Source organism: Neorhizobium vignae, assembly GCF_000732195.1.
In the GTDB taxonomy this organism is placed as follows: Bacteria; Pseudomonadota; Alphaproteobacteria; order Rhizobiales; family Rhizobiaceae; genus Neorhizobium; species Neorhizobium vignae.
The window spans coordinates 1-13,462 of the sequence record NZ_JNNU01000014.1 but is presented as its reverse complement, the minus strand read 5'-3'; the positions used below and the strand labels follow the sequence as shown (position 1 = coordinate 13,462).

11 protein-coding genes are annotated in these 13,462 nt (G+C 60.1%); all 11 read right to left on the bottom strand.

The window, feature by feature from the left end; translation table 11 throughout:
* Positions 1-2: 2 nt before the first annotated feature.
* Positions 3-1,472 (bottom strand): flagellar hook-associated protein FlgK, encoded by a 1,470-nt coding sequence (gene flgK / locus GQ59_RS22250; RefSeq protein WP_037085204.1) that lies wholly within the window; start codon positions 1,470-1,472, stop codon positions 3-5.
* Positions 1,473-1,517: 45 nt separating this feature from the next.
* Positions 1,518-2,819 carry a flagellar hook protein FlgE gene (locus tag GQ59_RS22245; protein WP_037085201.1) on the bottom strand — a complete coding sequence of 434 codons (1,302 nt, stop codon included), beginning with the start codon at positions 2,817-2,819 and terminating at the stop codon, positions 1,518-1,520.
* Positions 2,820-2,926: 107 nt separating this feature from the next.
* Positions 2,927-3,598 carry a transcriptional activator Rem gene (rem, locus tag GQ59_RS22240; RefSeq protein ID WP_037085198.1) on the bottom strand — a complete coding sequence of 224 codons (672 nt, stop codon included), beginning with the start codon at positions 3,596-3,598 and terminating at the stop codon, positions 2,927-2,929.
* Positions 3,599-3,878: 280 nt separating this feature from the next.
* On the bottom strand, positions 3,879-4,376 hold the full coding sequence (locus GQ59_RS22235) for a transglycosylase SLT domain-containing protein (RefSeq protein WP_037085196.1): 498 nt from the start codon (positions 4,374-4,376) through the stop codon (positions 3,879-3,881).
* Between the two features lie 148 nt (positions 4,377-4,524).
* Complete coding sequence (fliK, locus tag GQ59_RS30710) at positions 4,525-5,988, bottom strand: flagellar hook-length control protein FliK (RefSeq protein ID WP_051904139.1); 1,464 nt, start codon at positions 5,986-5,988, stop codon at positions 4,525-4,527.
* Positions 5,985-7,256 carry a chemotaxis protein MotC gene (motC, locus tag GQ59_RS22225; protein ID WP_037085193.1) on the bottom strand — a complete coding sequence of 424 codons (1,272 nt, stop codon included), beginning with the start codon at positions 7,254-7,256 and terminating at the stop codon, positions 5,985-5,987. The genes fliK and motC overlap by 4 nt, the downstream gene beginning before the upstream one ends.
* A gap of 2 nt (positions 7,257-7,258) precedes the next feature.
* Positions 7,259-8,581, bottom strand: coding sequence for a MotB family protein (locus tag GQ59_RS22220; protein ID WP_037085191.1), 1,323 nt, complete (start codon positions 8,579-8,581; stop codon positions 7,259-7,261).
* Complete coding sequence (locus tag GQ59_RS22215; RefSeq protein WP_037085188.1) at positions 8,578-9,219, bottom strand: hypothetical protein; 642 nt, start codon at positions 9,217-9,219, stop codon at positions 8,578-8,580. Before GQ59_RS22215 ends, GQ59_RS22220 begins: the two co-directional genes overlap by 4 nt.
* Positions 9,220-9,487: 268 nt before the next feature.
* Positions 9,488-10,777, bottom strand: a complete 1,290-nt coding sequence (locus GQ59_RS22210; protein WP_037085186.1) for a flagellin N-terminal helical domain-containing protein — start codon at positions 10,775-10,777, stop codon at positions 9,488-9,490.
* 328 nt (positions 10,778-11,105) lie between these two features.
* The gene (locus tag GQ59_RS22205) at positions 11,106-12,374 is read right to left on the bottom strand and encodes a flagellin N-terminal helical domain-containing protein (RefSeq protein ID WP_037085185.1); all 1,269 of its coding nucleotides are present in this window, start codon (positions 12,372-12,374) and stop codon (positions 11,106-11,108) included.
* 251 nt (positions 12,375-12,625) lie between these two features.
* Positions 12,626-13,462, bottom strand: an 837-nt coding sequence (locus GQ59_RS22200; protein ID WP_037085182.1) for a flagellin, incomplete at its 5' end; no start/stop codon positions are given.

Below are 13,462 nucleotides of genomic sequence, written 5' to 3'. Positions count from 1 at the left end.
GATCAGCTCGCAATATCCAAAAGGGCCTTCATCATATCATCGACCGTCGACATGAGCTTGGCGCCGGCCTTGTAGGACTGCTCGATATCGAGAAGCAGGGAAAGCTCCTCGTCGAGGCTGACGCCCGTGTTGCTGGAAAACGCTTCAAGGCTGCGCGACAGCATGGCCGTCTTCGTCTCGTCTGCGGCGGTCGCCGTGCTGCGAAGCTGCTCGAGCCAGCCCATGGAGTCCGCGGCAAAAGAGAGGACGTCCGGCGCATCGGCGATTTCCGTGTCCGTGTCGAAAGCCATCGGGCCGGTCAGGTTTTGGTTATACTTGTCGAGGAGGTCCCCGTAGCTGCTGCCGCCCGTGTTGACGACGTAGGCAATGCCGTTGATGCCACCGTCGCGCACCTTGTCGGGCGTGCCTGCCGGAGGGACGACCACCGGATTGACGAAGATCTTGGAGGCGAGGCCCGGAACGATCGTGCCGGCGGCGGGAATGGCCGTCTGCTGCACGCCGGCGGCATCCTTGTATGTAAAGAGGCCGGTCATCGGGACCAGTGCGCCGGTCGGTCCGGTTTCCGCAAACGAGGTGATCAGACCTCGGGCGATTTCGTCGAGCTGGCTCTGGAAGGTCGGTGCGATCTTGTCGCGGATCTGCATATGCGCCTGGAGCGAGCCCTTGGCGGTCGTGTTGCCTGAATCCCCGGCCTTGAGCGCCACGCCGTCGATATAGACGCCGTTGCCGGTCGTCGATGCGTCGAAGGCTGCGGTATGCTGGAATGTCACCTTGCGCGGTACCGCCTCGAACAGCGTCGTGCCGTCCGTGGTGTAGAGCACCATGTCGTTGCCGCCGCGGGTATAGGACGTGACCCCGACGATTTCGGAGATCTTCTTGACGAGGCCGTCGCGCTCATCGAGAGAGTCGTTCGGATCCGTGCCGCTGGAGACCGCGTTCTTGACCTGGTTGTTGACAGTCTCGAACTTTGCAAGCAGCGCATTCAGATCGGTGACGTTCTGCTTGATCTGATCGTCCGCATCCTTGCGGATCTGCTGAAGCTTGTCGGATGCGATGTTCAGGCCGGCCGCAACGTCCCGGGCGCTTGAGATGAAGGCGATGCCGATGCCGGTATCGTTTGCCTTTCCGGCGAAAGCATCGAGATTGTTGCGGAAGGCGGCAATCAGTTTGGCAGGGGAGAGCTCGTTGTCGTTCCCCCCCATCAGGTTCTTGATTTCCTGCAGGCCGTCCAGCACCGTCCGCTGGCCGCTGGCGATCGACGAGCTTGCGATCGTCTGGCGCAGCAGCGGCTCGCTGTAGGAGCGTGTAATGTCGCCGATAATGGCCCCGTTGCCGCCGGTCACGACCATTGCGGATCGGCGGGTGTAATCGGGGTTCTGTGCATTAGCGATGTTCTTCGCCGATACAGCCGACTGCGTGCCGGAGTTGGTGAAGATCGACTGTGCCGTAGACAATGCTGATGCGAGCGACATTTTTTACTAACCTCTTGAGACTTATTCTCTCGATCGTCGGTCCGATTATCTCTTCAGATTGATCAGGACGTCCATCAGGTCGGAACCGGTCTGGAAGACCTTCGAGTTCGCGGTATAGACACGCTGCGATTCGATCATTTCCGTCAGTTCGCTGGCGATATCGACGTTGGAGCTTTCAAGCGCGCCGGAGTAGATCTGGCCGAAGGCGCCAGCTTGCGGGAAGCCGATGGTGACGACGCCCGAGTCGTTGGTCGGCAGGTAGGCGTTGCCGTTCTGCGGAAGCAGCTTGTCGATGCTTGGAACCGTTGCGAGCGCAACCTGATAGATCGGGCGGCGACCGCCATCCTGATAGACCGCCGTGACCAGGCCGTCGCCACCGATTTCGACGTCGGTGATCGGGCTCGGCGCGTTGCCGTCGATGATGCCCTTGCCAGGGGTGAAGGCCGCTGCGAACTGCGTCATATCCGAGAGGTCGATCTTGATCGACTGTGCAGGGGTGGCGCCGTCGTTCGGATCGACGAAGGTGATCGAGTTCGGAGAGGCCGGAGCCGTCGTCTTTAGCTTGTTGGTGTTCGGGTCGAATTCCAGGGTCACCGTCTGCTGCACAAGGACCTTGGGCGCCGTTGCAGTATAAGGGAAACCACCGTTGGTAGATTGATCCTGGCGATAAACCGAGACTTCCCAGGTATCGGGACCGGCGCCCGTCTTGGTGTAGTAGAAATCATAGAGCACCTTGGCACCGGCGTGGTCGTAAGCGGTCAACGAGCTCTTGTTGGTGATGACAGCAGTTGCCGCGTTAGCACCCGGACGGTTAGCAAGCGGAACGATAGCCGCTCCCTTGTCCAGGTTGGCCGGGAAGCTGCCTGCGGTCGACGGCGAGGACACCATGCCGAAGTCGTTGATGTTGATTTCCTCGAGGCCGTTGAAACCGTTGACGACGGCAGCCGGGGGGTTCGTGCCGTAGGGATAACCCATCAGGTTGAAACCAGCGGTGTTCTTGAGGAAGCCCGTCGCGTCCTTCACGAAGGCACCGGCGCGGGTCAGGTAAGGAGTACCGTTCGGATCGCTGACGATGAAGAAGCCTTCGCCCTGGATGGCAAGGTCCGTCGACGACGTGGTGTACTGAATGCCACCCTGTTCCGCGATGCTGTAGCGGACGTTGGTTTCGACACCGCCGGAAGAATACGACCCTTGAGTCGAGGGCAGAACCAGCGTGGAGAACGCCGTGGAAGAACGCTTGTAACCGACGGTGCTCGAATTCGCGATGTTATCGCCAACGGTGCCGAGACGGTTTGCCTGAGCGTTCATGCCCGAGACGGCCGTTTTCATCGTGCCGAAAATACTCATAGGAAATCTCCGTTTTGTCTGATGGAGAGAGTAAGTGGTGGGCCTTGCGTGAAGCTGTCTGCTTACGTTCCCCGCCGAAAATATGCGGCAAGGCCCTCTGAAAAAAATCAGTTCCAGTCGATGCAATAACCAAGGAAACGCTTGGAATCGACCGGATCGAAGCCGAGCTTCTTGCGCAACTTCTTGCGCAGCTTGCTGATGTGGCTTTCGACGACGTTCTCTTCGACTTCCTCGTCGAAGATGCCGTAGATCGCGTTGAAGATCTGGGTCTTGGAAACGCGACGACCGCGATTGGAGACCAGGTATTCGAGGATGCGGCGCTCGCGGCGCGGCAACGCGAAGACGTCGCCGTCGATTTCCGGGTCGCGACCGTCGGAGAATACCCGGATCGAACCGATGTCGGTGAAGTTCGAGATCGCCTTCAGCCGGCGACGGATCGCAGCGGCACGCGCCAGGATCTCGCGGGGATGGATGGGCTTGCGCACCACGTCGTCCACGCCGCTGTCGAAGAAGGCGAGGGTCGCCTCCAGGGATGGCTGATCGCTGACTGCGATCACCGGTGCCATGGACCGGTCCCGGATGGCCCGCGGCAGTTCGAGCGTACGCTCGCCCTGGCCGATCAGGAAGGCTTCGACCGCGGCAATATCCGAGTCAGCCGCCGTACTCACCCATTCGCCGAATTCTTTTGGATCGAACCCCTGGGAAGGAATTCCTTCACGTCCAAAAAGAGATGTGTAACCGTCTTTCACGAGCTCACGCTCATCAACCACTACGATCATTCGTCCGCCTCCGAATCACTTGTGGTGTTTCAATATGTCTATGGGTACGAATCGGCGGAATCCGACACAAGCTGTGTGAAGTTAACCAAACAAATTAATAGTTGATTAATAACTGCACCCCGATTTGCACTAGATGTAGTGGGTGCACCAAATTCGAACACAAATTTCCGGTGGAAAAATTAACGCATCGTAAAAGAAGACTTGCATGGCCATTTTTGCCATAAACGCAAATCACTGCAATTTTGCGATTCTTTATTTCGGCGATTCAACCAGAGATTGCCTAGCTGGTGCAGAACCGGGAAGCGTTGGAGGTCCACTCTCCGTAGCCTGTGGCGACGAGATTGCTGATCACCCGGCAGACATATTGCTTCTGAGCGGGATTGTTGTTCGGTCCCGCGTGGTATCGTGCCACCGCCATCGTCCAGGTCTCGTGTTTGTCGTGCAGGTTCCGGAGGAACTTTGCGGCGTATTCCACATTGCGTTTCGGCTCGAACATCTCCTCCGGCGAAGAGAAATTTTCACCGTGGAAATGGTGATTGATCTGCATGCAGCCGATATCGATGAGCTTCCTGCCCTGTCGTTTGGCGTCGTAAAAGGTCGTCATCGCCGCCTGCTGCGAGGGGGGGAAATAGGCCTTTCCCTCGACATTCATGGCATAGGCACTGAGGCTTCCCTTGCGGCCGGTCTCGGTGAGACCTACCGAATAGAGGATGCCTTCCGGTACGCCGTATTTCGCCGCAGCAGCCTGTATTTCCCGTTCACAGACGCCGGAACTCAAAGGCGCACTGGGGTTCGGCGCGCTGTAGGCGGGCGCTCTGACAGGTGTGCGCGGTGTCGCTGGAGCCCTCTTGGGAGGCGTGGCGGGGGCAGCAGCGCCCTGCTGACCTCCCCAACCTCCGGAACTGAAGAGCGATCCGGCGTCGGCGTCAGAGGTAGAGCTGACCAGGACGAGCGCCACCAGGAGCGGTACCAGCCACATTGTCGGATGCCGCGTCATTTGCGTTCCTCGTTCCCTGATCTGCGGCCTGGCGCTCCCCATTCTGCTGCTGGCCGCGGCCGGCAGCCTGGCCCTGACGCCCGCCCTCGGCCATGGCCTGCTGGCCGCCCTGGCCGGGCTGCCCCTGCTGGCTGCTGGTCCCATCGGAATCCGCCGTCGGCGCGATGCTGATGGTCACCTGGTCGACTGCGAAGCCCTGGGCACGCAGCGCATCCAGAATGCCGCCGCTGTCTTCGCTTAGCTGGCGATAGGCCGCTCGCGTCTCGACGGTCAGATGAACATTGAGTTCTTCGCCGTGAAGCCGCAGCGTGGCCGTCACCGCGCCGAGATCGTGTGGGTTCAACTGCAGCTTCAGCGTATTCACCACTGTGCCCGTGCTGCTCTGCGCCGCGGCATTGGAAAGCGCCGAACTCGGGCTCATGGCGCCCGCCCAATCGGCATCTCCCGACAGCATCGCCGTGAGATTGGCGCCGTTCGAATTCGGTGCGAGCCCGAGGAAGCGGCGGGCGTCGAGCACGGTGATGTTTTCGGCGGCACCGCCCGACGGCGATCTGAATTCCGCCGTGCCGCGTTCGCCCCGGCCACTGACGGCCATATCGACATGCTGATCGTTACGCGCATTGCTGAAACGGAAGACACGCGTGCCGGGAGCGCCCCGATCCGCCTCCACCGGCGTCGAAAGCGGGTCCCCTTCGGCGCCACCGGCACCTGGGTGCTTGGCATCCTTCAGACCGAGGGCATCGACTTCGCGCCCGTCGTCATCCTGACCCTTGGCCCGCTTGTTCTGCTGCCCGGAGGCATTCTTCGAGACCATCGCATTGATAGCGCCGGTCGCCTCACCGTTCGTCAAAAGCGAAAGCATGTCGGTGATCTTGGCATCGTCCGCGACCAGCATGGAAACGTCGAGATCTTCGCCGCCCTCGGCCTCGGCCCCTGCGTCCTTCTCGGATCTGGCGGCGCGCTTGCCCTGAACCTCGTCCGACTTCCGCGTGAGCGCTTTCGCGGCCTCCAGGGCTTCGCGAAGCTTCCTTTCGGCGGGGGTCATCTGCTTTTCTTTGGGCTCGTTCACCGGCGCCTGCTTCAGGGCGCCGGCGGGTTCGTCCGCGCCCTCGACCGGGCGGCGGAGGGATTGCGGTTTGATGTCGATGATCGGCTTGGGCTTGCCCTGGTTGACGTCGCCAGCCATGCGTTCTTCCGCGGAAGACGCGCGGGCGTCGTCATCCGGCATGTCGCCGGCATTGGTCGAAGGCGCATCGCGGTCAAAACCGGAAAGAGCGTCGGAGAAGCCGCCAGCTGAACCGTCCGCACCTTTGCGACCGGCAGCGCCCTGCTTCGTAGACGAAGCCGCGTCGGCTGCGCCAGTCTTACCACCACCAAGAATGTCAGTAATCATTTGGAAGCGTTCTCCTCCTTCAGCATTTCGTCGATAGCACTCAATTTCGAACGACCGCTATCGACGAATGTCTGGAAGGCCGGATCGAATTTGGCAGCGGTGCCGGCCATCGGACGTTCCGTGGCGGAGGCAGGCCCAGCGATCTCATTCCTGGGCAACGCGACTGGAGATTTCGCGTCTTCTGTATTGGTCACTTTGATAGCTTTATCTTGTGCGAGGCTGTCGACCGTAGGCCGGCTAACGACTTGCTCCGCCACCACTTTTGCGGCCTGCCGCAAAGCACGGTCGCGTGGCGACAGCGTCTCCTCGGGAACGTCGGCAATCGCCTGAATGGCCTGCCCGATGTCCTTCGTCGGGATATTGGCAAACCCGCCATAAAGCTTCGCGAGGGCCTCGGGCGTGGGACTTTTGGCAAGCGCTTCGGCCTTTGCGGAGGCGAGACGCGCGAGATCGTTCTTGCCGGCGATCGCAGCCGAACGCGCGATGCGCAGGAAAATCTCACGGCGCCGGTCGGCGTCCATGAATTCCAGCGCTCCGTCGATATCTTCCTCCGTGATCTCACCGAAATGGCCGACAGCCAACTGCACGAAGAAATCCGCGAACTGGCTGGCGTAGGGCGAATGGATGAAGCGCCGCGCGTATTTCCGCGAATAGGAGAGCGCCGGCGCCACCATATTGGCATCGACGGTGATCGCCACCGATCGACGCAGCGCGGCTTCCTCGATGATCGTGCCGGGCGCAGTCAAGCGTGCCCAATCATAAAAAACCAGGGCACCCTTCGGATCTTTGGCGACCATCACGTTTCCGCTGACGAGCGAAAGGTAGGGCCCGATCTTCTCGTCCCGATATTCCTTGGCCATTTCGCTGAGGCTTTTTTCGATCAACGTTCCGCGGCCGCCGAGGTATTTTCTCAGCCCGTCGGCAACGCGGTTATCGAAATTGCCCGCGACGTCGCGCGAGGCGAGATATTCGAGCGTAGCGGGATTGCCGCCGCTCATGGCGTAGATCAGCGCCGCGTCGACATTGCGTGGATCTTCGAAGATAGACGGGGGCGCCGTCCGCAGGCGCTGGTCGATCGTCCCCAGCATGAAGCGCTGCATTTCCGCGGCCGAATGATCGCCGAGCACGACGGAATCCTGCACGAATTGCAGGGACCGAAGCATCGCATAGGGCGCAAGGTCCGTACGATCCTGAGCCGATGCCGCAGGCGCGAATGCGACCCCGAAAACGAGGCCAACCGCAACCAAGGACTTTATGCCCACAGCCATCACTATCCCTCGTCCGCCTCGAGCAGGATTTCGATACGCCGGTTTGCGGCTGCAAGCGGATCGGCCGGCACCTGGAGGCGCCTGTCGGCGAAGCCGGAAACCTGCTTGATGCGATCTTCCGCCAGGCCGCCATGCACCAGCATGTAATAGGCGCTGTGAGCACGGGACATGGAAAGGCGCCAGTTGTCGTTCTCGGTACCCTTGAACTGACGACCGTCCGTATGTCCTCGCAGGACGATGCTGCCCTTTCGATCCTTGAGGATCTGGCCGATCTTCTCCATCGCCAGCACCATTTCGCGGCGCGGCACGGCCGAACCGATGTTGAACATCGGATCATCCGCCTGGTCGGAGATCGACACCAGCAGACCGCCTTCCGCAGGCGTCACGACGAGACCTTCCGCGAGTTTTCCGGCGATACCGGAAATCTGCTGCTGGATTTCCTTCTTCAATTCGTCGGCGGCCTTCAGCTCGGCCTGCTCTTCCGCTTTCGCACCGTCTTCCGGCTTTTGTCCGTTGAGGTTGGCGGGCTTCGCCGCCTGAGCGCCCGAGGCCGTCTGCGGCTTATCCATCTGCGTCGGGTCGGGACGCGGGATGGGAATGGCAACAGCCATTTGGGTCTGCTGCAGTTGCGTGTTGGCTTCAGTGGATTTCGGCGCCTGCTGGTATTGCGGCGCCTGCCCCATCTGGGCAAGCGGATCGTCACTCGCGGTGGTTTTCACAGCCTGCTCGGGCCCTTCGGCGCGCGACATCTGCATCTGCTTGGTCCAGAAGTCCGGATCGAAGGGGTCACGGTAGGCCTGGCCGCCGTCGGCGCCGGTCGCGGGGCCTGAATCGCTGGCACCGCCCTCGCCCTTGGCGCTGACATTTGCCTGCTGGCCCACTTGCTGAGCGATCTCGGCAAGAACGGAATAGGGGTTTTCGAAGAAGTCCGCCTCGGAATAATTCGGTTCGTCGCCTGACGTCGAGGTCATGTCCTCTCCGGTCGCCGCCGCAGAGCCCTGGACGTTGCCCTCGGCTTTGACCTTCGACTTCTCGCCGTTTTCCTGGCCCTCGGCCGCATCGACCGGCTTTTCCAATCCCTTCGAGGCCGGTGTCTCGTCGGAAAGCTTGATCGGGTTGAAATAACTCGCCATCGAGGCTTTCGTCTCCTCGTTGGCGGCGTTGACCAGCCACATGACGAGGAAGAACGCCATCATCGCGGTCATGAAGTCGGCATAGGCGATCTTCCAGGCGCCGCCATGGGCGCCGTCGTCGTGTCCGCCGCCATGTCGCTTGACGATGACGACCTCGTTCTTGCCGTGGTGATGGTTTTCGCCTTCGCTCATCCCAATACCTTCTTCAGACTCGCCAGCCATGCGGACATCCGGGTCACAAGGGCGCTCTCGCCGATGTCGACCGCAATATCGAGGTCAGGCGCTTCGATATGGCGCAGGAGTAGGGTGGGCTCTCCAAGCGCAGTTTTCAGTTTTTCGAACAGATGCAGCGGACCGCGGACGGTCAAGGTGCCGACGTCGCCTTCGAGTATTGCGCTGCGGATGATATCCGCCATGTCGGATATCGCCTTGGCGACGAGCGCTTCGTCGAGAAGAGGCGACAGGATCCTTGCCGTCTGATCGCTGACCGCCTGGGCCGTCAATCCGGCAATGCCCTGAAGTCCGGTCGCGATCATCGCAGCCGCCTCGGTTTCATATTTTTCGCGCAGCGCCGCCATCTCTTCGGCATGCGCGGTCAGAAGCGCCTGCCGCTCCTCATCAAAACGCTGTTGAAGCTCCCCGGACGCAGCCTCATGGCCTTTCGCATAGGCCTCGGCGCGTTCGGCTTCGATATCGACAGGCTCCTCAACGACCGTGGGAAATGCCGGATCGTCTTCGAAGCCATCCCCGAAACCATCGGCCAGCAAGGGCAACGGTGGGGCCTGCGGCTCGCTGAAATCCTTCAGGTAGCGGGCGAGCGAAGCACTCATCGAGCGTCCCCCTGCCCTGCCGTCGCCTTTCGTTCGAGGCTCGTCATGAGCCTCCCGAAAGCGCAAATCGTCACCGCTGCAATCATCGTATCATCCCGACAAGGTTGCCATTCGTTTGTCCTCGGCGACACAAGACACTTCGCCGGACCTTAGCGGAACGGTAGGAAGTTAAACTTGCGCGAGGATGAAGATACCGCATTGCATCGAACCTCGCGGACAGGTTCGACCGAGCATCAGGCGGCGGCCGGGTGACCGGCGCCGCGCAGTCTTAACCCTGCCGGAACAACTGCAGGATGTTTTCGGCGTTGGTGTTGGCGATCTGGAGCGACTGGATGCCGAGCTGCTGCTGGGTCTGCAACGCCTTCAACCGTGTCGACTCCTCGTTCATGTCCGCATCGACCAGTCGGCCGACACCCTTGTCGATCACGTCAGTCAGGGAGGCGACGAAGCTTTCCTGCAGATCGATGCGCTTCTGGATCGAGCCCAGGCTCGAAGCGGCACTCGTCATCGCCAGAAGCTGTTTGTCGAGGAAACGCTCCATCATATCAAGCACCGCGTCAGTGTTCGGCGCCGAGCCTGGGACCATCGTGTTCATCTTTAAGGCGAGGTCGTTCAGCTTGTTGATGTCGACCGTGGTGACCGATATCCCAAGTTTTCGATTGTTCAGGTTGTTCGCGGCGGTCACGACGAAATAATATTTGGTCGTGCCGTCGTCGTGAGCAGGGGTCGTTACCGCCGGTGCCGTAGCCGGATCGGTCGTCGTCACCTGCGCCCACTTACCTTCCCCGACCTTCAGATAAAAATTGCCGCCGACTGCGTAGATGCTCGTGTCGGCTGTATTCGTATCCGGTCCCAGCGCCATCAATTGGCTTTCGGCGAGAACCGAAACCGCGTAGGACGCGTTCGTTGAACCCATCGTGCCGTTGGAAGTTGTCATGTCCACGGCGACTTCGCTCTCGGCAACGAACTTCACGGACGAGTCCAAGATGCCGAGATTGCCGCCGTTGAGGTCGAAAAGGACAGTCTTGGAATCAAGCGTATAGTCGACGGTCTTGACCGCGACCTCGCCGGAGGCCGTGCGGGTGAACGACGCAACCACCTGTTTGACGACCGGCTTTTCCTGAGCGTTGGTACCGCCGTCGCTGATATAGTCCTGAAGCCAGTTCTCGCCGGAGAAGGTCGCCGAGTCCGAGATGCTCTTCAGCTGTTCCTGGAGCTGGGCGATTTCTTCCTGAATCTTGCCGCGATTGGAGCCGACGCCGTAAGCCGCAACGATCTTGGATTTGATTTCGACGACAGTGTCGATCGCACTTTCCATCGCCGTGTAGGCGGTGTCCACCTTGGCGGCGCCGAGGCCAAGCGCGTCCTGGATGGTCGAGAGCGCATGATTGTCGGAGCGCATCGTGGTTGCGATCGACCAGTAGGCTGCATTGTCCGCGGCCGTCTGAACCCGCATGCCCGAGGAAACCCGCGCCTGAGTGATTTCCATGTTGCGGTCGATCGAGCGCAACGTCTGCAGGGCAGCCATAGCGGCGGGATTGGTCAGGATGCTGGTCATCGGCCGTGCCTCGGTCAAATGGTCTGGAAATCCGGAGTACTTCACCGGAAACGACGAGAGGCATCATGCGTACCGCCACTCAGCATCACAGATGCGGGCGGTCTGTCGTTCTTAACAAATCGTTAAATCGACAGTTATCAAACCCGGCTGAGGATTGGCAAGAAGTTAATGAAGTCTTAACGGCCTATCCGACAACCGTGCAGGTTTCGCGCAAGCCACGCGCCAAACGCGAAAAACCGCGCCTCTTTCGAGACGCGGTCTTCTTTCCGGAATATTTGCTATCACGCCAGCAGAGCAGGACGAAACCGCTCCTAGCCTAGAGCGCCGCTTACTGACGGAAGAGCGACAGAATATTCTCGGAACTGGTATTGGCGATCGAGAGCGACTGGATCGCGAGTTGCTGCTGGGTCTGCAGGGCCTTGAGCCTGGTCGACTCTTCGCTCATGTCGGCATCCACCAGTCGGCCGATGCCGCTGTCGATGGAGTCGGTCAGCTTGGAGACGAAAGCTTCCTGCATGTCGATGCGCTTGTTGATCGACCCGAGTTTTGCCGTCGCGCTGATGAGCTTTTCGAGCTGACCATCGACGAACGAGTTGAGGGCGGCCATGAGATCGGCGTCGTTGGCCTTGGTCCCCATCCCGAGATAGCTGACACCGTTCGAATTGCGATAGTCATCGAGCTTGGTGATGTCCAGTTCGGAGATGGAGATGTTGGCGGCGTACTTGATGCCGGCCGTTGCCGTTGCACCGGCCGAGAAGTCGTATCCCTTGGTGGTGTAAACGGCGTCGATGTAGGCGCCGCCGACCTTGATGAGATAGGTGCCGCCGGTGCCGGACGTATAGATGCCGTTGGTGTCGCCCTTCATGTAGACGCCGCCGCCGACATCCTTCCAGAGCGCGTCCGTAGCATAGAACGCGGCAGTGTTGATCTTGCCGAAGTAATCCTTGTGGTTTGTCGTGCCATCATCATAGTTGATCGCCCGGAAGCCATTGTAGGAATTGCCGTCGAGCAGACCGCCGTGACCGCCGCTCAAGTCGAACAGGACGTTCGTTTCGTTCAGAATGACATCCACCGATTTGACGGCAACGTTGCCATCGGGATCACGGATGAAGGAGCTTACAACCTGCTTGACGACCGGGCTGGCCGCGTAGATCACGCCCGTGGTGGGGTTGGAGGCGCCGCCGACTTCGGCCTGCAGCCAGTTTTCACCGGAGAACGAAGCAGAAGACGTGATGCTCTTCAACTGATCCTGCAGCTGCGAGATTTCTGCCTGGATCTTCGCCTTGTCGACGCCGGCTTCCGAGGCGGTAACGAGCTTGTTCTTGATTTCCTTTACGACGTCGACAACGCTTTCCATTGCGGAATAGGCGGTATCAACCTTGGCGGCGCCGAGGCCGAGAGCGTCCTGAACCGCCGAGAGAGCGCCGTTGTCGGAACGCATGGTGGTCGCGATCGACCAGTAGGCGGCGTTGTCGGAAGCGGTGCCGACGCGCAGGCCGGAGGAAACCCGGTCCTGGGTGGTCTGCATCTGGCTGTCGATGTTACGCAGAGTCTGGAGAGCAGCCATAGCTGCGATATTGGTAAGAATGCTGGTCATGTTGGTTTGCCCCTTGATTGGCTAGATGGAAGGGACATTTCCGGGATTACACCGGTGAACGTTGGCTTGGCCTGATGCCTGTTAACCTTTTCTTCGTCTTGGTTAACCCATCGTTTCGATGAGCTCAGTTAAGGTGGAAATGGTTAACAAAGGTTAAATGGAATTTAGGAAAGTTAACAAAAACTACCGGGACATAAAAAAAGCCGCGCCCCAAAAGGGCGCGGCTTCTTTGTGCGGAATGGCGCGTCTTGTTAACGGAAGAGCGACAGGATGTTCTGCGAGTCGGAGTTGGCAATCGAGAGCGACTGGATCGCCAGCTGCTGCTGGGTCTGCAGTGCCTTGAGCCTGGTCGACTCTTCGTTCATGTCCGCATCCACCAGTCGGCCGACACCCTTGTCGATCGAGTCGGTGAGCTTGGAGACGAAGTCGGACTGCATCTCGAGCCGCTTCGCAACGGCGCCGAGCTTGGCCGCCCCGCTGTTCATCGCTTCCAGCTGACCGTCGACGAACGAGGTCAATGCCGCCATGATATCTTCATCGCTGGCCCTGGTGCCGAGGCCGAGGTAGCTGACACCGCTGGAGTCGCGATAGTCTTCGAGCCTGGTGATGTCGAGGTCGGAGACCGAGATGTCCGAAGAGTACTTGATGCCGCCCGTCGCAGTCGCGCCGGCCGAGAAGTCATAGCCCTTGGTCGTGTAGATTGCGTCGATGTAAGCGCCGCCAACCTTGATCATGTAGGTGCCGTTGGAGCCCGAAGAGTAGACGCCATTGGTGTCGCCGCGCATGAACACGCCGCCGCCGATGTCCTTCCAGACGGAGTTGGTCGCATAATACGCCGACGTGTTGATCTTGCCGAAGTATTCCTTCTGGTTCGTCGTGCCGTCGTCGTACTTGATGGCGCGGAAACCGTTGAGTGCGTTGGCGTCGAGAAGACCGCCGCGGCCACCGCTCAAGTCGAACAGGACGTTGGTTTCGTCGAGGACGACATTGATGGACTTGACCGTGACATTGCCGTCGGCATCACGGATGAACGAACCTACGAGCTGCTTGGTAAGTTCGCTGGAGGCGTAGATGATGCCGGTGGTCGC

Coding starts and splice junctions, on each gene's coding strand:
- GQ59_RS22245 (WP_037085201.1), bottom strand. CDS start 2,819: ATGAGTATTTTCGGCACGATGAAAACGGCCGTCTCGGGCATGAACGCT.
- GQ59_RS22215 (WP_037085188.1), bottom strand. CDS start 9,219: ATGAGTGCTTCGCTCGCCCGCTACCTGAAGGATTTCAGCGAGCCGCAG.
- motC (WP_037085193.1), bottom strand. CDS start 7,256: ATGGCTGTGGGCATAAAGTCCTTGGTTGCGGTTGGCCTCGTTTTCGGG.
- rem (WP_037085198.1), bottom strand. CDS start 3,598: ATGATCGTAGTGGTTGATGAGCGTGAGCTCGTGAAAGACGGTTACACA.
- GQ59_RS22210 (WP_037085186.1), bottom strand. CDS start 10,777: ATGACCAGCATCCTGACCAATCCCGCCGCTATGGCTGCCCTGCAGACG.
- fliK (WP_051904139.1), bottom strand. CDS start 5,988: ATGATTACTGACATTCTTGGTGGTGGTAAGACTGGCGCAGCCGACGCG.
- GQ59_RS22205 (WP_037085185.1), bottom strand. CDS start 12,374: ATGACCAGCATTCTTACCAATATCGCAGCTATGGCTGCTCTCCAGACT.
- flgK (WP_037085204.1), bottom strand. CDS start 1,472: ATGTCGCTCGCATCAGCATTGTCTACGGCACAGTCGATCTTCACCAAC.
- GQ59_RS22220 (WP_037085191.1), bottom strand. CDS start 8,581: ATGAGCGAAGGCGAAAACCATCACCACGGCAAGAACGAGGTCGTCATC.